This is a genomic window from Pseudoduganella sp. UC29_106 (assembly GCF_044055365.1).
Lineage (GTDB): Bacteria > Pseudomonadota > Gammaproteobacteria > Burkholderiales > Burkholderiaceae_D > Rugamonas.
This window is the reverse complement of sequence record NZ_CP171977.1, coordinates 2794372-2814540: the sequence shown is the minus strand read 5'-3', so window position 1 is coordinate 2814540 and position 20169 is coordinate 2794372. Positions and strand designations below refer to the sequence as shown.

Sequence of the window (20169 nt, the reverse complement as noted above, 5' to 3'; positions counted from 1 at the left end):
ATGCGCTTGTCATGATCATCGAGCAGCGTGATGCTGTTGATCTGCGGGTCGATGGTGTCCACTACGCCGGGGAACGGCAGCGTGAGCGGATTCACCAGCATGCCGCGCTGGAAGTAGTCCAGGTGCACGTGGGCCATCTGATTGACGCTGCCGATCGTGTCGCCCACCGCGAAGCGCGTGCCGCGCAGCACGCGGACGCGCTCGGGCTTACCGCGCTGGTCCTTCAGCAACTGAAAACGTTCATCGTAAGGCTGGTTCTTCGTGTTGCGACCCACGCGCATGTGGATGTAGTTCACCGTGCCGAGATTGATGCCCTCGCCTACGCTGCCGTACGCCCAATTGGCCAGCGGGTCCGTGACCTTCGCCTTTTCGATCACGTGGACCGATGTGCCGATCGGCGCCTGCACGTCCAGCCCCGCATGGAAGTGATCGCGGCTCTCGCCGTCATAGCTTCCGCGCACCTCTCCCATCAGGCCCACCACTTCGTGGGGCTGGTCCTGCGGCATCACCGGCCAGGGCATGACCGCCTGCGCCTTCCCGCCGCCCGCTCCTGCTGCCTCCGCCGCACGCACCGCGCCCCGCGCGTCCGCAACGGTCGCCGCATTGGCTGCGCCAATCGCCCCGCCCTGGGATCCCGCCATCGCAGTCGCCGCCGTGGGCGCCGGCACTTCCTTCTGCCGAGCTAACCGCACGACGCGCTGCCCCACAGCATCGGCGACGACCACGCTGCCATCCCGCGCCACGGCAATCCCCCGCGGCCCGAACAGCTGCACATTCCCCTCAAACCCTACGGCAAGATTCGGCGCGCGATCCGCATCCGAAAGCGCTGCAATCTCTCCGGAAGGTGTGAACTGCAGCACGCGTCCCTTCGCATTGGTCGCCACATACAGATAGCCATCGTGCGTAACCGCCAGCGCCACTGGCCGCCGCATGATCGCCTTGCGATCCTCATCCGGCGCCATCGCCACCGTAGTCACAGCACCATCGAGGCCCAGCCGGCGCAGCGCATGATTGCGCGCGTCCGCAACGAACACCACGCCATCCTTATCGACCGCAATCCCGGTCGGCGTATCGAACAAGGCCGACGCGCCCGGTCCATCCATGAAGCCCGGCAGCTTGCCACCGGCCAGAGTGGTCACCGTGCCATCCGGCGCAACACGGCGAATGAGGTCGTTATACGTGTCGGCCACATAAACCACACCCTCGCGGTCCACAGCCACCCCAATCGGGCCATTGAACTGCGCCAGCGCGCCCTTGCCGTCCACCGCGCCTGCGATGCCGCTGCCGGCCAGCGTAGTCACCGTGCCATCCGGCGCCACCTTGCGGATCGCATGGTTGCCCGTGTCGGCCACATACAGATTGCCCTTGCGGTCCAGCGCCAGCCCCGAAGGCGTATTGAAGGCCGCCTGCGCGCCAATGCCATCGCGGAAGCCCTCCGCCCCACCGGCCAGCACACGCCGCGCGCCATCCGGCGCAATCACGACGATCCGGTTGCTGTCGCCGCCATCGGCCACGAAGACATTGCCCTTCTCATCCACGGCTACGCCGTACGGATCGGACAAGCCATCATCCGCCAGCGTCCGCACATGCGCTGCCCAGAACCGCTCCGTCGCCACCACGGCAGGCTTGAAAACCTTCGGCACGCTCACCGGCGCCGGCCCACCCGGCTGCGCCGCATACCAGACATATCCGCCCGCCACCGCCGCTACTGCAGCCGCCGCTCCCACCAACTTCAGTTTCAAAGAATTTCGCATCCGCACATTTTACTGTCTCCCTCCAATTCGGGGTCAATTCGGGTCAGCTCTGTCATTCGGACATCCACGCACACTCTTTGAGATGGATCAATACGCAAAAAGCGGTGTTTTAGCGTATTGAGATAGATCAAAGGATCATGCTGCGTGTCCGAATGACAGAGCTGACCCCGAATTGCGGGCAAAAAAAAGCCCGCTCAGGGAGCGGGCTGAATCTATTTCCTTGGAGGAGAATAGAGGAGACAGGTGCAAGTATGGTGCGGCGCAGTATATAAGTCCAATTTATTGTAGGAATACTAGATATACATGAGCCGCATATCTCCTCATTACTTGTCGTTTGTGTATGGCAAGACGCGGCTGGCCATACGGGTATCGGTCTTCAGAACGCTGACTTCGTCCGCCAGGATGTGGACCGCTTCGTTCAGCAGCACGTCCTTGGCATTCTTGGCCGCTTTCTCGGCGTCCAGCTCGTCGGACAGCTTGCGTTCGTCCGCCTGCAGGCCGTCATCCGAGCGGATAGCGCCCTTCATCTGCTGTTGCTGACGCTGGGACGCGCGCGGGTTGGCCGGTTTGGCGGCAATTGCCTTGTTCAGCGCTTCCTTTGGGTCCGGCAGCAGCACGGGGTCGTCCGGCGACGGGCCGGCAGCCAGGCGCTGCTCGCGCAGCTTGGCGCGGGCTTCCTGCTGGTCGCGCTCCTTGCGGCGCACCGCTTCGTTCAGCGAGATCAGATTTTCCTTGCGCTGCTTCTTGACGACGGCAATGTCCTCCAGCAGGTACTGGAAGTCCTTGTCTTTCGACACGCGGGCCTCATGCTTCTTGTCCAGGATCGGCACGATTTCCTTCAGCTCGCCCGCCGGGATGTACACCGCCGGCTTGATCTGGGTGTAAGGCAGTGCGTTGTCGTAGCTGGACTCGCCAAACGCTTCGGCATCGCTGACATAAGGCAGCTTGATGTCCGGCGTTACGCCGCGCAGCTGTGTGGTGCCGCCGTTGATGCGGAAGAATTGGGCAATGGTCATCTTCAGCTCGCCGAAGCGCGCCTTGTCCGACTGGCCAAAGCGGTCCAGGTTCACCAGCGTCTGCACGGTGCCCTTGCCGAAGCTCGGTTCGCCGATGATCAGGCCGCGGCCGTAATCCTGGATGGCCGCTGCAAAGATCTCGGACGCCGAAGCGGAAGCGCGGTTGATCAGCACGCCCACCGGACCATCCCATGCCAGGCCCGGCACGTTATCGCTTTCGACTTCGACACGGCCTTCGGCGCTGCGCTGCTGCACCACCGGACCGCGATCGATGAACAGGCCGGTCAGTTCGACAGCCTCGTTCAGCGAACCGCCACCGTTGTTGCGCAGGTCGATCAGCACGTTATCGACCTTGTCGTTCTTCAGTTCCTTTAGCAGGCGGGCCACGTCGCGGGTCGCGCTCTTGTAGTCCTTGTCGCCTTTGCGGCGCGCTTCGAAGTCCTGGTAGAAGGTCGGCAGCGAAATCACGCCGATGCGCCGCTTCACTGCACCGTCTTTCACTTCCAGGATGGTCTTCTTGGCGGACTGCTCTTCCATGCTGATTTTCTTGCGGATCAGCGGCAGCACGTATGGCTTGCCATCCGGACCGGCATCGGCCGGCAGCACCTGCAGGCGCACGGTCGAATCCTTGGCGCCGCGGATCTGGGCCACGACATCGTCGATACGCCAGCCCAGCACGTCGGTGAACGGGCCGGAATCGCCCTGGCCCACGCCGATGATGCGGTCGCCCACTTTCAGCTTGTTCGACAGCGCGGCCGGGCTGCCCGGCACGATCTCGCGGATGACGGTGTATTCGTCACGCGGCTGCAGCACGGCGCCGATGCCTTCCAGCGACAGGCGCATCGCGATATCGAAGTTCTCCGAAGCGCGCGGGCCGAGGTAGTTGGTGTGCGGTTCGATCGACATCGCATACGCGTTCATGAAGATCTGGAACACGTCTTCGTTGTTCAGCTTCTTGGCGCGGATTACGTAGTTGTCGTAGCGCTTGTCCAGCGTTTCTCGGATGGACTTGTCATCCTTGCCGGCCAGCTTCAGGCGCAGCCAGTCGTTCTTCACGCGCTTGCGCCACAGGTCCTTGATCTCGGCTTCGGACTTAATCCAGTCGGCCTTCTCGCGGTCGAACTGGTAGCTCTCATCCACCGTGAAATCCATCTTGGTCTTCAGCAGTTCGCGTGCATACGCCATGCGCTCGTTGAAGCGCTGCTGGTACAGGTTGTACATGGCGAAAGGCACGGTCAGGTTCTCGCTGACGATGGCGTCATCGAGCTTGGTGCGGTATTGGGCGAACTGGTCGACATCGGCCTGGGTCAGGAACAGCTTCTCGCCATCCAGCGACTTCAGGTAACGGTCGAAGATCTTTTCCGACATCGCATCGTCCAGAGGCGTGGCTTTGTAGTGATAGCGAGGCAGCACGCGCGAGGCCCAAAGGGCGGCCTGGCCTTGCTGCGCGGCCGGCTTGATTGGGGCGTCTGCTGCCTTGTCGGCTTGCGCGCCTGCATAGGCGGACGCAAAGGCCAGGGACATGGCGGCTAACAGCATTTGCTTCTTCATCGGCTTGCTCCGAACGTAGTTAACACAGTGTTGCAGTGGTGTGAGCCTATTCTACATGATGAAACGGGCTAATACCCCTGCCAGCGCAGCAGTTTCGGCCACTACGCTTAGGGACGTCTTAAAGCCACCATAGTAAAGCGGCAATGATGACAAGATAGGGCCAGGATCGCAGCGCGATCTTCCAGTCCACGGCGGACGGCCAGCAGGCCAGGAATTGCGGCGCCACGAGCAGCGCCAGCAGCAGGTCCACGGGTTCGAAGTGCCAGCCCGGGCGAGTGCGCAGCATCGCCACCCAGACGGGGACCAGGGCCACGAGGAAAGGCGCCAGGGCGGCCGGCGCCGCGTTATACCAGCGTACACGGGTCAGGGACACGGAGCCCAGCTCCCAGCCCTGCCCTACCCGGCGCGGAATCACGGTAAAAGCGGCAGGCCGCGCCCCGGTCAGCAGACCGACAAAGAAATGGGCCAGCTCATGGCAGATGGTGCCGGCCAGCCGGAACATGAAAAAAATTGGATGAACCGAAGAAAGGCGCCGGATCACCAGCGCCAGCACGAGGGACGGCACGAGATAGAGCAGCACGTCGCGCTGCCCGCACAGCCAGGCGGGCGCCACCATGGCGCACTCGACCATTGCCATTCCATCTCCTCCCCAACAGACCCGCTTATTAGTTGGGGAGGATTATAACGCCGCACCAGGCGGCGTCTATTGGCGGAAAATCAAGTGCGTTTCAGCTGCTCGGCTTCAAACGGCGTGCGGCGCAGGCGCTTGCCGGTGGCGGCGAACACGGCGTTGGCGATGGCGGGCGTGACCACGGCCGTGCCCAGCTCGCCCATGCCGCCGGGCGACTCCGTGCTGGGCACGACATGGACTTCCATGACCGGCACCTCGTTCAGGCGCATGACCGGGTATTCGTGGAAATTACCCTGGACCACTCGTCCGTTCTCGAGGGTAAGCTTGCCGTAAAGGGCGGCAGTCAGGCCGTAGGTCTGGCCGCTTTCAACCTGGTGCAGCACGCCTTCCGGGTGCACCACCTGGCCGCAATCGACCGCCGTGGTGATCTTTTTCAGGGTGATCTGTCCGTCTGCATTCACGGCGCACTCGACCACGGCGCAGGCATAGCTGCCCCAGGCCGACGCGACCGAAACGCCCATGCCGGTGCCGGGCTCCATTTTCCTGCCCCAACCCGCTTTCTGCGTCGCCAGATTCAGCACACCCAGCGCGCGCGGGTTCTTTGTGAGCAAGGCCTGGCGCAGGGCAACGGGGTCCTTGCCGGTTGCCAGCGCCACTTCGTCGATGAAGCTCTCGATGACGAAGGTATTGTGGGTTGGGCCCACGCCGCGCCAGAAACCGGTAGGCACGGCGGTTTCCACTGCCAGGTATTCCACCTGGCGATTATCGAAGTGGTAGGGGCTTTCGGCAGCGTCGATTGCATCCGTATCGACGCCGTTCGCCATCCAGGCCGGCGCATAGCGCGCTTCGATGGCGGAGCCGACAAAGCGATGGCGGAATCCGACCGGCATGCCCTGGGCATTCAGCGCCATGCTCAGTTCGTCGCGGTAGAAAGGCCGGTAGTAGTCGTGCTGGGTGTCTTCCTCGCGGCTCCAGATCACCTTGACGGGATAGTTGACCTGCTTGGCAATCTGCGCGGCCTGCACCACCACGTCCACTTCCAGCCGGCGCCCGAAGCCGCCGCCCAGCAGGAAGTTATTGATCTTCACCGTCTTCGGTTCCACGCCCAGCGCCTGGGAAACGAAGTTGACGCAGCGTTCAGGCGTCTGCGTGCCGGTCCAGATTTCCACACTGCCCGGCTTTACGTGGGCCGTGCAGTTCATCGGCTCCATCGTGGCGTGGGCCAGGAAGGGCGCGAAATAGACGGCGTCGATCGTCTTGCCGCCGGCTGCAGCCTTGGCGAAGTCGCCTTCCTTGATATGCATCAGGCCGGGCTTGCGGGCGGCCTCTTCCAGCACCTGTTCCCAGGCGGCGGACGAGAACTTGGCGTTCGGGCCTTCATCCCATTTGATGTCCAGCGCGGCCAGGCCTTTCCTGGCGGCGCCGTTGTGGTCGGCGATGACGGCGACGGCATTCTCCAGCTTGACGACCTTGCGCACGCCCTTCACCTTCATTGCCGGCCCTTCATCGACCGATGCGAGCTTGCCGCCAAAGACGGGGCAAGCCTTCACGGCTGCGACCTTCATGCCGGGCACCTGGGCATCGATGCCGAACATGGCTTTGCCGTTGACTTTGTCCGCTACATCGAGGCGCTTGGCGGACTTCCCGATATGGGTATAGGCCTCCGGCGATTTCAGCGCCACCTGTTTCGGTACCGGCAGTTTGGCGGCCTTTGCGGCCAGCTTGCCGTAGCTGAGCTTGCGTCCCGATGCCGTGTGGACCACTTCGCCATGCGCCGCCTTGCAGCTGTCCGGCGACACCTTCCACTGGCCGGCAGCCGCCTGGACCAGCATGGTGCGCGCCGTCGCGCCCGCTTCGCGCAGCGGCTTCCAGGCGGCGCGGATGCTGGCCGAAGCGCCCGTCAACTGCACGCCGAACATGCCGTGCTTATAGGCCGGATCGGCTGGCGCGTGCTGGCAGGTGATCTTGTCCAGGTCCACCTCCAGCTCATCGGCCAGCAGGATGGGGATCGAGGTATAGGTGCCCTGCCCCATTTCCACATAAGGCATCACCATGGTGACCCGGCTGTCGGGCGCGATAATGATGAAGGCGTTCGGCTTGAACGCGGTGGTGGCTGCCGCGGCGGCAGCGCCCGGCAGGTAGAAGGACAGCATCAGTCCGCCAGCCGCGCCCAGGCTGGCTTGCAGGAAGTGACGGCGGGAATCCCGGAATTCGGTTGGAGAGTTCATGCCGGTCTCCTTTATGCGTTCGAAGCGGTTTTGATGGCCGCGCGGATGCGCGAATAGGTGCCGCAGCGGCAGATATTGCCCGACATGGCGGCCTCGATATCGGCGTCGCTCGGTTTCGGATTGCTGGCCAGCAGCGCGGTGGCACTCATGATCTGGCCAGACTGGCAGTAGCCGCACTGCGGCACATCGTGCGCGATCCACGCTTGCTGGATCTTCTTGCCGGCCGGCGTCGCGCTGATCGCCTCGATGGTCGTGATCTTGCCCTTCCCTACAGTCTCAACCGGCGTGCTGCAGGAACGGATGGGCTGGCCATCCAGATGAACAGTGCAGGCGCCGCAAAGCGCCATGCCGCAACCGAACTTGGTCCCAGTCATGTGCAGGACGTCGCGCAAAACCCACAACAGCGGGGTATCGCCATCGACATCGACAGTGTGGGGCTTGCCATTGATATTCAGGACGTAGCTCATGGTGGCCTCTTCATTGTTGGTTTAAAGCGAATATTGATTATCTTTCCTCACCCCAAATTCCAGTGGTACTCTATTGCTTTCTTCTGGCACTTTCTTGCTATGGGGAGATAACAGCTTGGATACCATTCGTGGCCGCTTGTCCCCCCGCGCCCTGCAGCGCATCCAGGATTTCATCGACGCTCACTTGCATGAGCCCATCGATCTCGCCACCCTGGCGGGCCTGGCGAATATCAGCCGCTACCACTTCACACGGGTATTCCGCGCCAGCATGGGCGTAAGTGCGATGGCTTATCTGGAGGAATGCAGGATGTTGCGCGCACAGGCGCTGATCCTGAAGGGTGAGTTACAGCTGGCGAGTATCGCCTTCCTCGTCGGCTACGAGGATCCCAGCTATTTCACGAAACGCTTTCGCCACTATTGCGGGCAGACGCCGTCCGCCTGGGCGCGCACGCATTAAGCCATCAGCAGGCTGCGTGTTTTTTCAAGGAGGGGGCCGGCGATATCCCGGCCGTATTTGGAATCGCGCATGGCCATATGCCACATGCCGATGGCGTGCTGCACCTGGGCTTCGTCAGACGCCATTTCAATACGCCGCACGAGATCGGCAGCCAGCAGGCCCAGGTATTTTTCCGCGCTCGTGCGCATCAGGGATTTCGCTTCGATCAGGCGCGGGTTGGGCCTCGGCGGCTCCGGCTTCGGCGCAGCCGCCGCCAGTGCAGCGGGATCGGCGATAAAACCCAGGCTCAGCAATGCCTCCAGCGCAGGCTCCAGTTCTTCCATCGGGAGGAGCGGCAGCAAGGCGGACAGCGGCTTGCGTCCGTCCAGCATGATCAGCAGGGTTCGTTGGCGCGCAGTGAGGCCGGCGCGCCGCGCCTGCACCTCCGCCTGCCCGGCGGGCGTTTTCGCATAAAGCACATCCGATCGCATACCAACCTTTCTGGAACAGATCGAATGATGCTACATGGCAATTATGACAGCCCAGTTACAGGGTGAATTGAAGACAACATTGATTGCAGGTATTTAACGTTTTGCGTCTCCCAAACGTTAAGTGCAATTTAAAAGTATATATCGGAAATTTTTACAATATATGGCGGATTTAATTCTAAATCCTTGATTCCTCGAATTGGCCTGATTATTGCTCATCCGAAATTCGCTAAGCACCGCTTAGTGGCCGATAAACTACTTAAATAAGCTATTCGTCTGATCTTAAAGGGGAGCAAATATGAAGTCAGGATTTAAAAGCCTTATAGCAGCAGCATTTTTGGCAGTGACGGCGACGCCAAGTTACGCAGGATTGATCGACTTTGAGGACACCGCCGTAGCGGCAGGAACCTCCGGGCTCACTACAGAATCCTTCGTGGCCAGCCGGGGCTTCCTGTTCTCGTCCTCTACATTCCACATGCACCGCACCCACGACTACGCCGTTACCGGCCCCGCCAACGGCACCACATTTATCACAATCGACAACAACAGCGGCACAGCCACCCTGACCATGTCCATATTGGGCGGGGGATCATTCGACGTAGGCCAACTGGACATTGCCGAGCATATCTTCAGCGCCAATGGTGACGCGAGCGTTGTGCATCTGGTTGGCCAGCTTGCGGGCGGCGGCACGATAACGACAGATTTGAATCTGGACGGCGCGCATGACGGGCCGGGCGGAATCAATGACTTTCAGACATTCGTCATCAACTTCGCGAATGTAACAAGCATCGCATTCACAGCTACCAGCGGCAATTTGGACCGCGGCTTCTCGCTGGACAATCTGAACACCGCCCTGGTTACAGCCGTGCCGGAACCCGGCTCCCTCGCGCTGATGGGCCTGGGCCTGGCTGGACTCGCCGCACTGCGCAAGCGCCAGCAAACCTGAGCCTGGCGTCGCTCTGATCCGACCCGGCGCAAGCCGGGTTTTTTAAGCGGTGATCAGCCCGCGTAGAAGCATCGGCCACAAGCCTGGCGATAGCTCTCGTTGCCGCCGATGCTGATCTGCTCGCCTTCGCGAATGCGGTTGCCCTGCTCGTCCACGCGGATATTCATCGTTGCCTTCTTGCCGCAGGTACAGATATTCTTGATCTCCTCGATATCGTCGGCCAGGGCCAGCAGATAGGCGGAGCCGGGGAAAGGCTCGCCGCGGAAATCCGTGCGCAGCCCGTAGCAGATCACGGGAATGCCCTTGGTCTGGGCCAGCTGGTGCAGCTGGACGACCTGGGCCGTGGAAAGGAACTGGGCCTCGTCCACCAGCACGCAGGAGACTTTCTTCTCGTTCCCGGTGAGGAAATTGGTATCGGCATGGAACAATTCGACCTCGCGCTGCGGCCCCAGGCGCGAAGTGACCTTTCCTACGCCGTAACGGTCATCGATGGCGGCCGTGAACAGGCGCACGGCCTGACCCTGCTCTTCGTAATTGTGCGCAACCTGCAGCATCGCGGTCGATTTGCCCGCGTTCATCGCGGAATAACGGAAATAGAGTTTTGCCACTTCAGTGTGTTGTATCGAAGCCGGTCTTCGGCGGTACGGGATTATAATCCGCATAAGCTACTGCGGAAACATTCCTTCTTTGTTCAGCGGGCGCGCCCCACAATGCGCGCTTTTCCCTTTGGGGCCGGTGACACAATCGCTTGCCCCGGCGACTGCAAGGAGTCAGCATGCAAAACGAACGTACGGCCGCGCTTTACGGTCTGATCGGCAACACCCCCCTGGTCGAAGTTACCCGCCTCGATACCGGTCCCTGCCGGCTTTTCCTGAAACTCGAATCGCAGAACCCTGGCGGGTCCATCAAGGACCGCATTGGCCTGTCCATTATCGAAGCGGCGGAAAACGACGGCCGCCTGAAGCCGGGCGGCACCATTGTCGAAGCCACGGCGGGCAATACGGGATTGGGCCTGGCCTTGGTCGGCCGCAACAAGGGCTATCGCGTGGTACTGGTTGTGCCGGACAAGATGGCCACCGAAAAAGTGCTGCACCTGAAGGCGCTCGGCGCCGAAGTCCACATGACCCGATCGGACGTGGGCAAGGGCCACCCCGAGTATTACCAGGATTACGCCGCCCGCCTGGCGCGGGAGATCCCGGGCGCCTTTTTCGCCGACCAGTTCAACAACCCGGCCAATCCGCTGGCCCATGAAACGACTACCGGCCCCGAAATCTGGGAACAGATGGGCCATGAAGTGGACGCCATCGTACTGGGCGTCGGCTCGGGCGGCACGCTGACCGGCCTCTCGCGCTATTTCGGCAAGGTGTCGCCGGCAACGGAATTCGTGCTGGCCGACCCCAAGGGCTCGATCCTTGCCGGCTATGTGGCGACTGGCGAGGTTTCCGACGTCACCGGCTCCTGGGCCGTGGAAGGCATCGGCGAAGACTTCATCCCCGCTAATGCCACCATGAGCGCCTTCCGCCAGGCCTACACGATCACCGACCAGGAAAGCTTTGAGAGCGCCCGCGAGCTGCTGCGCGCCGAAGGCATCCTCGCCGGGTCATCCACCGGCACCCTGCTGGCCGCCGCCCTGAAATACTGCCGCCAGCAGACCACGGCAAAGCGCGTCGTGACCATCGTGGCCGACACCGGCACGCGCTACCTCTCCAAGGTCTATAACGACAGCTGGATGTTCGATCAGGGCCTGCTGCAGCGCCCCCGCCTGGGCGACCTGCGCGATCTGATCGGCCGCCGCTACGACGATGGCGACGTGGTCAGCGTGGCGCCCGGCGATACCTTGATGATCGCCTTCAACCGCATGCGCGCGGCCGACTTGGCGCAGTTGCCGGTGATCGAAAACGGCCACCTGGCCGGCATCATCGACGAGTCGGATATCCTGCTGAAAGTGGAAAAAGACGCCAGCCGCTTCACCGGCCCCGTCGCGGAAACCATGACGGCGCGCGTGGAAACCCTGTCGCCCGGCGCCAGCATGGAGGCTTTGCGCAACACCCTTGACCGTGGCCTCACCGCAATCGTGGCCGAAGGTGATAAATTCTACGGACTGATCACCCGCTACGATCTCCTCAACCATTTGCGCAGGACCTTATCTTGAACGATAAAAAAGCCAAAGCACACCTGGCCACCCGCGTGATTCACGCGGGCCAGTCGCCGGACCCGTCGACCGGCGCGATCATGCCGCCGATCTATGCCACTTCCACCTTCGTGCAGCAAAGCCCCGGGTCCACAAGGGCCTCGATTACGGACGCTCGCATAATCCCACGCGCTGGGCGCTGGAACGCTGCCTCGCCGACCTGGAAGGCGGCGCCCAGGGCTTCGCCTTTGCCTCCGGCCTGGCCGCCATCTCCACCGTGCTGGAAATCGCCGATTCGGGTTCGCACATCATTGCGGGCGACGACATGTATGGCGGCACCTTCCGCCTGTTCGAGCGGGTGCGGCGCCGCAGCGCGGGACTGGACTTCAGTTATGTGGACCTGACCAATCCGGAAAACCTGCTGGCCGCGATCCGCCCCAACACGAAGATGGTGTGGGTGGAGACGCCTACCAACCCGATGCTGAAGCTGGCCGACCTGCGCCGCGTGGCCCAGATCTGCCGTGAGCGCGGCATCATTGCGATTGCAGACAACACCTTCGCGAGCCCCATTGTCCAGCGCCCGATCGAATTCGGTTTCGACATCGTCGTCCACTCGGCCACCAAATACCTGAACGGCCACTCGGACATCATCGGTGGCATCGCCGTGGTGGCGGGCGAGGACCGCCAGTCTGCCTGGCGCGAGCAGCTGGCCTTCCTGCAGAATTCCGTCGGCGCCATCGCCGGCCCCTTCGACAGCTTCCTCGCCCTGCGCGGCGTGAAGACCCTGGCCATCCGCATGCAGCGCCATTGCGAAAGCGCGCTGGAAATCGCGCGCTGGCTGGAGACGGAGCCCAAGGTACGCAAGGTCTTCTACCCGGCCTGGAATCCCATCCCCAGCACGCGCTGGCCAAGGCGCAGATGGACGGCTTCGGCGGCATCATCTCGATCGATCTGAACACCGACCTGGCGGGCGCGCGCCGCTTCCTGGAGCGCTGCGAAGTGTTTGCGCTGGCCGAGAGCCTGGGCGGCGTCGAGAGCCTGATCGAACACCCGGCCCTGATGACCCACGCGTCGATCCCGGCGCCCCAGCGCGCCTTGCTGGGCATAGGCGATGGCCTGATCCGGCTTTCGGTCGGCATCGAGGACATCGAAGACCTGCGCCAGGATCTGCGCAACGCGCTGGACGCGATCTGAAAAAGAACGCCTACCTGCCCATCTGGGCCACGGCCGTCATTGACGGCGCGGGGATGGGGCTGGTCATGCCCATCTTTCCGGACCTGCTGCGCCAGGTCGGCGAGAGCGCCAGCTTCGGCTGGCGTTTTGGTCTTTTCCTGTCCATCTATTCGCTGATGCAGTTCCTCTGCGCGCCCTTGATGGGCAGCCTGGGCGACCGCTTCGGGCGCCGCCCCGTGCTCCTTGCCTCGCTGATCGGCATCACGGTGGACTACCTGTTCATGGCCGTGGCGCCCACCTTCTGGCTGCTGCTTCTGGGCCGCGCCATCTCCGGCGCGGCCGGCGCCAGCCTCTCCGTGCTGTTCGCCACCGTGGCGGACATCACCCACGAATCGGATCGCGCGCGGCGCTTCGGCCAACTGAGTGCGGCGGTCGGCGTGGGCTTCGTCACCGGTCCCGTGGTGGGTGGTGTGCTGGGCGATATCTGGGTGCGCGCCCCCTTCATCCTGGCTGCCGGACTGGGGCTCTTGAATCTTGTGCTGGCGCTCTACCTGCTGCCCGAGTCGCGCCCCGCCAGCGCCGAGCGGACGCACGAGGGCCTGAATCCCTTCGCGCCGCTGGTCTGGCTGAAGCGCTTCCCCTTCCTCGGCCCGATGATCGTGTGCCATGCCGTGATCGCGCTGGTGTCCCAGGTCGGCAACACGATCTGGGTGATGTACGGGCAGGACACTTTTCACTGGAACGGCACAATGGTCGGCGTTTCGCTGGCCTGCTTCGGCGTATTCCATGCGCTGGCCCAGTTCTTCGTCGTGGGGCCCGTCACGAGGCGCTTCGGCGAGCGCCGCGCGCTGTTTATCGGCATCGCCTGCGACGCCTCCGCCTATGCGCTGATGGCGCTGGCGACCCAGGGCTGGGTGGCTTTCGCGCTGATGCCCCTGTTCTGCCTGGGCGGCGTGGCGTCGCCGGCACTGCACTCGATGCTGTCCGGCAGCGTCGGCCCCGATTACCAGGGGCGGCTGCAGGGTGTGCTTTCCAGCGTGGCCAGCCTGGCTTCCGTTGGCGGCCCCCTGCTGGTGAGCCCTCTGTATGCCGCTTCGCGCGACTCCATGCCGGGACTGGCCTGGGTATCGGGCGCCCTGCTCTATCTGCTTTGCCTGCCGGCTCTAATGCACGGTCTTCCCAGGGTCAGGGAGGTTGAACACCCGCCGCACAAAACTCTCCAGCGCCAGGAACACGCCCTCGACACCGAAACCAGCGATGAATGAGAGCGCGGAGCTGCTCAGGGCCATCTGCAGCAGGACTAGCGAACATGGTCACGATCTGCGCCAGATCTTCGGTGCCGCGCCGGCGAACTTCCCTGTCGGGCGACTGCGGCAAGTCGCCGTCAAAACAGCCCGATGTCAACTCGTAGCTAGCTTTCCACGGCTCCAGCCAAAAGACGCAGATTCATGCGCACGGCGCGCATTTGCGTATCGACCACACTGCGGCGCGCGCAAAGCTGGTATTCCTCGGTGTTGCGTTAATGCGCCTGCCCCGCTTCGTCTGTCATTGCGCAGAATTGCACCGGGCCGCTGGCGGCGACCTTCAGCTCCGCTTCGTTGCCGCCTGTGATATGCCAGGACATTACGCAGGTCAGCACCAGTCCGAACAGGAGCAGCAACACAATCGCCAGTACCCGCAGCTTGAAGCGCTCGGCGGATTTGATCAGGCCGGGGAAGGCATAGCGCGCCAGTGTCAGGCGGGTCGGCATGTCTCAATGGGCGCCGTTGCAAGAATGCGGCCGCTGCGCAGCAGCACTGCCGCGGCCAGTATGCGCGATTGTCCTTGGCGCACAGCAGTTTGACGGCTTGCGCCACACGGTCAGCTTCGCTTTCAGCCGGCGTGAGGCCGACTTCATTCAGCTCGCGGACGAAGATGAATTCTTCGATCCGCTGCCTGTCGCTTTCGCCATCTGCTACGTCAGCGCCTTTGCGCTGGCTCAAACATCCCCTCACTCACCCGGGTGATACTTGCGCTCCAGATTCTTTTCGACGTCTTCCTTGTAGAACAGCACGTCCTTGAACTCGCCGCGCGCATACATTTCCGCCTGGTCGTTGAAATGCGGCGACGCCGGATCGCCACTTTCGCCGCCGGCCAGCACGCTCTTGGCGCGGATGCGCGGGCCGAATTCCACGGCTGCCACGAAGCTGTTGCCACGCTCACCGTAAATGCGCTTGGTACGCGGTTTGGACGTCATGCCAAAAGCGGCCAGCGAGCCCCAGTTGCCCGATGCGTAAGGCACGGGAATGCTTGGCTTGCTGTCGTCGAAAGGCTGGACGACGTCGCCGGTCAGGCGCTGGAAGCGGTTGATCTCGCCCCAGGGCGTTTTCCAGGTGCCGAAATCGTTCTTCAGTTTGTCTGAAGCGCGCACCAGGGCTTCCAGACGCTGCTGCGGCGTGACATGGCTAGCCAGATAGTCCAGCACCAGGATGCCTTTGGTCTTGGCTTCGGGGCCATAGGTCTTCACCAGGTCCTGCAGCCAGAAAATGGCCAGCGAGGTCGGGACGGAAGTCAGCGAATAGCGCATGTCCCAGTCGCGCAGCAGGGAAATCTGCTCGATCAGCTCCGCCTTGGCCAGGTCGCTGGCCGGTGCTTCGTCGTAGGCACGCACCAGCAGCGGCAACAGCGGTTCGAAAGCGGTCAGCTGATTGTCGTAGGCTGCGGCGATCAGGCTCTCCAGCGTGAAGTCCTTCCTGTTCTGCAGCACACGCACGGCGTGGATGCCGCGTGCGTTCTCCGGATTCATCGACATATAGGCCGGATAATCCTGCGGACGCGGGCTGTATTGGCCGGCCGCGGAATATGGCCAGTTATTGGTGTTCTGGATCCAGCCGTTCTTCGGGTTGAAGAGCTGGATGGTGTCCTTCACGGCGTGCAAGCCTTTCCAGTCGGTGGCAGGATTGCTGCCGTCCACCGGCTTGGTAAAGTCGAACTTCGTATCGCGGATCGGCACGAAATTGCCGTGGAAGTAGGCGATATTGCCGTCCGCGTCCGCATACACGGTGTTGTTGGACGAGTTGGTGCGCAGTTCCATCGCCTTGTAGAAGGCGGCGTAGTTGCGGGCCTTGGTGCGGATGAAGGACTGTGTCAGCGCCTTCATCGGCTCATTCATCAGCGCCACGGACACCCACTTGTCGCCATCCTGGCGCACCACCGGGCCATGATGGGTGAAGTAAGCGGTAACGGTTTTCTCCGCCATGCCCTGTGCTGTCCTGTACGGCAGTTTGATTTCGCGCGTTTTCACTTCGCGCAGCTCATCGCCGTATTTGTAGAAGAATTTGCCGTCCTTCTCCACGATGGTTTCCAGGTATTCGTCGATCACATCGCCGCCGCCGGAGGTGTGCATCCAGCCCAGGCGGTCATTGAAGCCCTGATAGACAAAGAACTGGCCCCAGGTCACGGCGCCATAGGCATTCAGGCCCTCCGCGCTGACCGCATGAACCTCGGGACGGAAATAGAAGGAGGTGTGCGGATTGATCATCAGCAGCGCGTTTCCGGTCTTGCTGAGCGCCGGAGCAATTGCAAAACCGTTGGAGCCGGCCGGCTCCTTATCCAGATCGCTGCCGGCGCGTGCCAGCGAGGGCTGCGGGCGCTTGGCATAGAAGGCCTGCAGCGGCTCCAGCTGCACGGTTTCGATGTCCCCGCCGATGCTGCCCTCGCTGAAGCTCAGCGCCATCCAAGGCTCATAGTACGTGATCAGCTGCGGCTTCACCTGCGGATGCGTGTGCAGGTAGTAGTTCAGGCCATCGGCCCACGCCACCATCAGCTTTTTCAACCATGCGGGGCTGGCCTTGTACTGCGCCTTCAGTACTTCCGGATCGATGAAGAGCTTCATGCGCAGATCCTGCGTGAGCGCCTTCTCGCCTTCCACTTCGGCCAGCCGGCCCATGGCGTTGATGAAGTTCAGTTCCACGCGCTTGAAGTCATCTTCCGACTGTGCGTAGAGCATGCCGAAGACTGCGTCCGCGTCGGTCTTGCCGTAGATGTGCGGGATGCCCCATTTGTCGCGCATGATGGTCACGCGCTTGGCGATCATCGACAGGCGCAGCGCTTCAACGGCGCCGACCTGGCTTGTTGCGGGAGCAGGTGCGGCAATCGCCGCAACAGGGATGGCACAAAGCGCGGCAAGCGCGGGGCTCAGTCTGGGCATACTCTCTCCGGGTTTCTTATCAGGACGCGTCCACCAGCATCGAGATTCGTTCGCGCAGCTCGGCATTTTCCGCCCGCAGCGCCGCATTCTTCTCCTTCAGCTGCGCCACTTCGGCGCGCAGTTGCTCTACTTCGCTCAGCGGAATCGTGCGCTCGCCTTCCCATGGGGCGCTGCCGTCGGACTCCTGCGCCTCCTTGGGCGGCTTCTGCGGACGGTTCGCCGCGCGCTGTTCGCGGATTTCCTTCGCGGCCTGCTGCAGGAACTTGCGTCCGCCTTGCACGGCCGTGATCTGGTCCTCTGCCGACAGAGTGGCCACGGTTGCCGCGGCATTGATCGAGATCGTGCCCGCGCGAACGGCTTCCACCAGTTCCGGCGTCGCGTTCTTCTGGATCTTCTCGATCTGGGTCAGCGTGGCGCTGGATACGCGCGCGGCGCGGGCGATGTCTTCACGCGAAGTGCGAACCTTGGCTGCCGGCGCTTCCGCCTCGGCCTCGCTTGGCTCAGGCGGCGCGACGGCCGCGTCCTCCGCCTTAAGGCGGGCGGACTCCTCCTCGGCGCGCTGTGCCAGGATGTCCTTCTTGCGCAGCGCCAGGACGCCGCGCTGGAAGTCGGACACGCTGCGGCGACCCAGATGGTTATCAATCATCCACAGCATCACGTCTTCCATGCTCTTGAAGTTCGTGTTCTGGGTGACCTTGAACGGAATGCCGTGCTTCTGACAGATCGAATAGCGGTTATGGCCGTCGACCAGCACATCATTCCACAGCACCAGCGCATCGCGGCAACCTTCCGCCAGCAGACTGCGCTCCAGCGCCTCATGCTCCGCTTCGGTCAGCGGATCAATATAGGCGCGCAGGACGTCATTGATTTGAATTTGCATGCTCGTAATTCCAAATAAAGCCAGGCGCGGGACGGGAAATCCCGGGCGCGCCTTTTTCATGGACCAGCATGCTACACCATTCGCCGGACAGTCCCAAGTTGAAAGATTGGTTGTTGCTGTTATGCCAACTATGTTACAAGCTTGCTCGCCTCAACACTCGTCACGACACAATCGTCTCCGCACCTGTCCAGGGCCGCGTCCGCCTCTCATTTCACCATCGCTCACCTGCTGCTCGCGGTCGCTCTCGTCACCAGCGCACCAAAGCTCATCCGCTCTGGAAGTTATCGATCAGGCATGCCATAATAGCGGGCTCTGTGCCCCGATGGTGAAATTGGTAGACACACCGGACTTAAAATCCGTTGGCCGCAAGGCCGTGCCGGTTCGATTCCGGCTCGGGGCACCATGATGACAAATCGACAAACGCCGCTGTTGAGCGTAATTCTTATCGAATCAGTGACTTATATCAAAGTCACTTCCCTGACTCTGCCGCAGAATACCGCATAAAACGCTATTTCGCGCCCCGCATTCCCCAGAAATTCCCCACGCGGTCCCCAAGCGGACCGAGCCCATTCCCCACACAACAGTGAGGTATTGCTATGGCGAGCATTCAAAAGGTTAAGCGGCATGACCGCACCGCTTGGCCGAACGCGCAGAGTTCGTCCAAGCATCCGATGACGCATTGCCCGAAATTACCTTTCACGATCAGGTGACGTTATGGAAGCGGTAATCTCCCGGCGTTCTCTGGTGCAGCGCCGGATCGGCGGGAGTGAGTTTATTAGACCCTGCCAATCACGAGAGCGGTTTCATGTGGACGGCATTGACGGGATTAGTGTATGACCTTCCACCAGGCTGTTCTCCGCGCCACAACAGTGCTTGCCGAACTTGAGTTGACTTACGCCAGGCCCTGTTCAAAAGGCCCGCTCTACACTTCACATGGATGAATCAACTCCCTGTTCAAATGCACGAGCTCATGGTAGCGCCAATCTATTCGCGCTCGGGTGCGCCCACCGGCACCATCTAGTGGTCCATCACGCCAATCTTGATCATTTCGACGCTTCGGATATGCACTATCTGGAAACCATCGCGGCCCTGATGAGCAAGATTATTTAGGGCAAACGGAGCCCTCGTCAGCATCAAACCGTCAGTAGCAATCTATTCTTGCGCAAATCTGGTAAGCGGCTCTGCAAGCGCTACGCCGCGAAACCAGCGACGACTGACGTCAAGACCGGTCCCTGATTATCGGGCGATGCTTTGTTTGCCCATATGGTTGGCACCGCAACGAACTCACGAAAATCGGCAAAAAACTGTCGTGCTGACGCTCGTCCGCGCGAGCACAACCTAAGATCCCCTGAGCCCTGCGAAAAGAAACCCGCGCAAAGGCGGGTAAAGGAGTTTCAAGAGTCCCGTCCATTATGACGTCAATGTAAACGGACAATCTCTCGAATTCTCACAAATAGTCGCGGCTGCGGAGCAATAACATCGCCCCCAGCAACGCTCACGAAGGCGAGACTTCGCTACCTTCATCGGCGCTATTTTTCCGCGTAGCGTGACCGATTGTGACAAATCGAGAAAATTCTGGAACATCAGTTTGTTAGAATGAAAATTCACACTCAGTTTAAACGCCGTACAGTTGGTCGTCAGTCATTCCGATCGGGCCGCGCGCGTCGGAATAAATAAAGCAATCTGCAACGTCAAATTGCATGAAGACTATGCGGATGCACGAAGGAGACAGACATGCCACCAGAATTTGCGATCGAGGATCGAAGGACACTCGACGGCTTAGCAAGTGTCGTGGATAACGCGCTATCTCTTGCTGACAATTGGGGATGGAGTTATGCCCTGGCCTACCTCATTAGCGAGCGCGTGCCTCCCAGGGTCATCCAGCGGCTGCTGTCCGGTACCGCGCGCGCCAAGGGCAGCCGCCGCAAAGATCTCATGCCTGCTCAGGCCAAGACCTATGGCTGGAAGGGCACGCACAGCGACGAAATGAAAAGGCTGTTCGAGTCGCTTGGCAATCGAAGAGCCAACGATACTAAGCAATCTAACCCGACGCAGACATCGGTTCGAAACGCGGGGACGGATGAAAGCAATTAGCGCTGGAAGAAGGTGCATACGACCAAGCGGATATGACATGAAAAGTCGGTTCGGCTGGTTGCGTCAGCGCAGATTGCGCATGCGCAGCCATCTTCAAAAGACCGCGCATGCATCGCGCTCAAGCCCGAATCGCACCGACTGATCCGGTTTAAAAAGAAAGCCCGCAGCTGCGTGTGGGCAAATCC

Annotated in this window: 14 protein-coding genes, 1 tRNA gene and 2 pseudogenes; 7 read left to right on the top strand and 10 right to left on the bottom strand. The window is 61.6% G+C overall.

Annotated features, from left to right (window positions below; translation table 11 throughout):
* Positions 1 to 1034 precede the first annotated feature (1034 nt).
* The 5 genes and pseudogenes from ACHMW6_RS14560 to ACHMW6_RS14540 form a co-directional block, all read right to left on the bottom strand.
* Positions 1035 to 1754 (bottom strand): annotated as a pseudogene (locus tag ACHMW6_RS14560) (gluconolaconase); the annotation flags it as partial.
* A gap of 323 nt (positions 1755 to 2077) precedes the next feature.
* Positions 2078 to 4321 carry a carboxy terminal-processing peptidase gene (locus ACHMW6_RS14555; RefSeq protein WP_395407800.1) on the bottom strand — a complete coding sequence of 748 codons (2244 nt, stop codon included), beginning with the start codon at positions 4319 to 4321 and terminating at the stop codon, positions 2078 to 2080.
* A gap of 118 nt (positions 4322 to 4439) precedes the next feature.
* Positions 4440 to 4958 (bottom strand): hypothetical protein, encoded by a 519-nt coding sequence (locus tag ACHMW6_RS14550; RefSeq protein WP_395407799.1) that lies wholly within the window; start codon positions 4956 to 4958, stop codon positions 4440 to 4442.
* Between the two features lie 80 nt (positions 4959 to 5038).
* Positions 5039 to 7180: a molybdopterin cofactor-binding domain-containing protein gene (locus ACHMW6_RS14545; protein WP_395407798.1), complete on the bottom strand. Its 2142-nt coding sequence runs from the start codon at positions 7178 to 7180 to the stop codon at positions 5039 to 5041.
* Between the two features lie 11 nt (positions 7181 to 7191).
* Positions 7192 to 7647 (bottom strand): (2Fe-2S)-binding protein, encoded by a 456-nt coding sequence (locus ACHMW6_RS14540; protein ID WP_395407797.1) that lies wholly within the window; start codon positions 7645 to 7647, stop codon positions 7192 to 7194.
* Positions 7648 to 7762: 115 nt separating this feature from the next.
* Between ACHMW6_RS14540 and ACHMW6_RS14535 the strand changes: the two genes are divergently transcribed.
* A complete protein-coding gene (locus ACHMW6_RS14535) occupies positions 7763 to 8104 on the top strand; it encodes a helix-turn-helix domain-containing protein (protein WP_395407796.1) in 342 nt (113 codons plus the stop codon).
* Here ACHMW6_RS14535 and ACHMW6_RS14530 read toward each other — a convergent pair.
* Positions 8101 to 8562, bottom strand: a complete 462-nt coding sequence (locus ACHMW6_RS14530; protein WP_395407795.1) for a hypothetical protein — start codon at positions 8560 to 8562, stop codon at positions 8101 to 8103. The genes ACHMW6_RS14535 and ACHMW6_RS14530 overlap by 4 nt on opposite strands.
* Positions 8563 to 8869: 307 nt before the next feature.
* On the opposite strand from ACHMW6_RS14530, the gene ACHMW6_RS14525 reads away from it, so the two are divergent.
* Entirely contained in the window at positions 8870 to 9517 is a 648-nt protein-coding gene (locus tag ACHMW6_RS14525) for a PEP-CTERM sorting domain-containing protein (RefSeq protein WP_395407794.1), read from the top strand.
* 53 nt (positions 9518 to 9570) lie between these two features.
* Here the strand turns inward: ACHMW6_RS14525 and ACHMW6_RS14520 are convergent, their stop codons facing one another.
* On the bottom strand, positions 9571 to 10125 hold the full coding sequence (locus tag ACHMW6_RS14520) for a thymidine kinase (protein ID WP_395407793.1): 555 nt from the start codon (positions 10123 to 10125) through the stop codon (positions 9571 to 9573).
* A 167-nt stretch (positions 10126 to 10292) separates the two neighbouring features.
* Between ACHMW6_RS14520 and ACHMW6_RS14515 the strand changes: the two genes are divergently transcribed.
* From ACHMW6_RS14515 to ACHMW6_RS14505, 3 genes and pseudogenes are all read left to right on the top strand, one after another.
* Positions 10293 to 11669, top strand: coding sequence for a pyridoxal-phosphate dependent enzyme (locus ACHMW6_RS14515; RefSeq protein ID WP_395407792.1), 1377 nt, complete (start codon positions 10293 to 10295; stop codon positions 11667 to 11669).
* A 178-nt stretch (positions 11670 to 11847) separates the two neighbouring features.
* Positions 11848 to 12842: pseudogene (locus ACHMW6_RS14510) on the top strand (trans-sulfuration enzyme family protein).
* Positions 12839 to 14086 (top strand): TCR/Tet family MFS transporter, encoded by a 1248-nt coding sequence (locus ACHMW6_RS14505; RefSeq protein WP_395408613.1) that lies wholly within the window; start codon positions 12839 to 12841, stop codon positions 14084 to 14086. Before ACHMW6_RS14510 ends, ACHMW6_RS14505 begins: the two are co-directional and overlap by 4 nt.
* Positions 14087 to 14340: 254 nt before the next feature.
* Here the strand turns inward: ACHMW6_RS14505 and ACHMW6_RS14500 are convergent, their stop codons facing one another.
* From ACHMW6_RS14500 to ACHMW6_RS14490, 3 genes are all read right to left on the bottom strand, one after another.
* A complete protein-coding gene (locus tag ACHMW6_RS14500; RefSeq protein WP_395407791.1) occupies positions 14341 to 14571 on the bottom strand; it encodes a hypothetical protein in 231 nt (76 codons plus the stop codon).
* Between the two features lie 240 nt (positions 14572 to 14811).
* Positions 14812 to 17010 (bottom strand): acylase, encoded by a 2199-nt coding sequence (locus ACHMW6_RS14495; protein ID WP_395407790.1) that lies wholly within the window; start codon positions 17008 to 17010, stop codon positions 14812 to 14814.
* 19 nt (positions 17011 to 17029) lie between these two features.
* Positions 17030 to 17890, bottom strand: coding sequence for a hypothetical protein (locus ACHMW6_RS14490; protein ID WP_395407789.1), 861 nt, complete (start codon positions 17888 to 17890; stop codon positions 17030 to 17032).
* A 316-nt stretch (positions 17891 to 18206) separates the two neighbouring features.
* On the opposite strand from ACHMW6_RS14490, the gene ACHMW6_RS14485 reads away from it, so the two are divergent.
* Together ACHMW6_RS14485 and ACHMW6_RS14480 are read left to right on the top strand one after the other, a co-directional pair.
* Positions 18207 to 18293, top strand: a tRNA-Leu gene (locus ACHMW6_RS14485).
* A gap of 1331 nt (positions 18294 to 19624) precedes the next feature.
* Positions 19625 to 19984 carry a hypothetical protein gene (locus ACHMW6_RS14480; protein ID WP_395407788.1) on the top strand — a complete coding sequence of 120 codons (360 nt, stop codon included), beginning with the start codon at positions 19625 to 19627 and terminating at the stop codon, positions 19982 to 19984.
* The last annotated feature ends 185 nt before the right edge of the window (positions 19985 to 20169 follow it).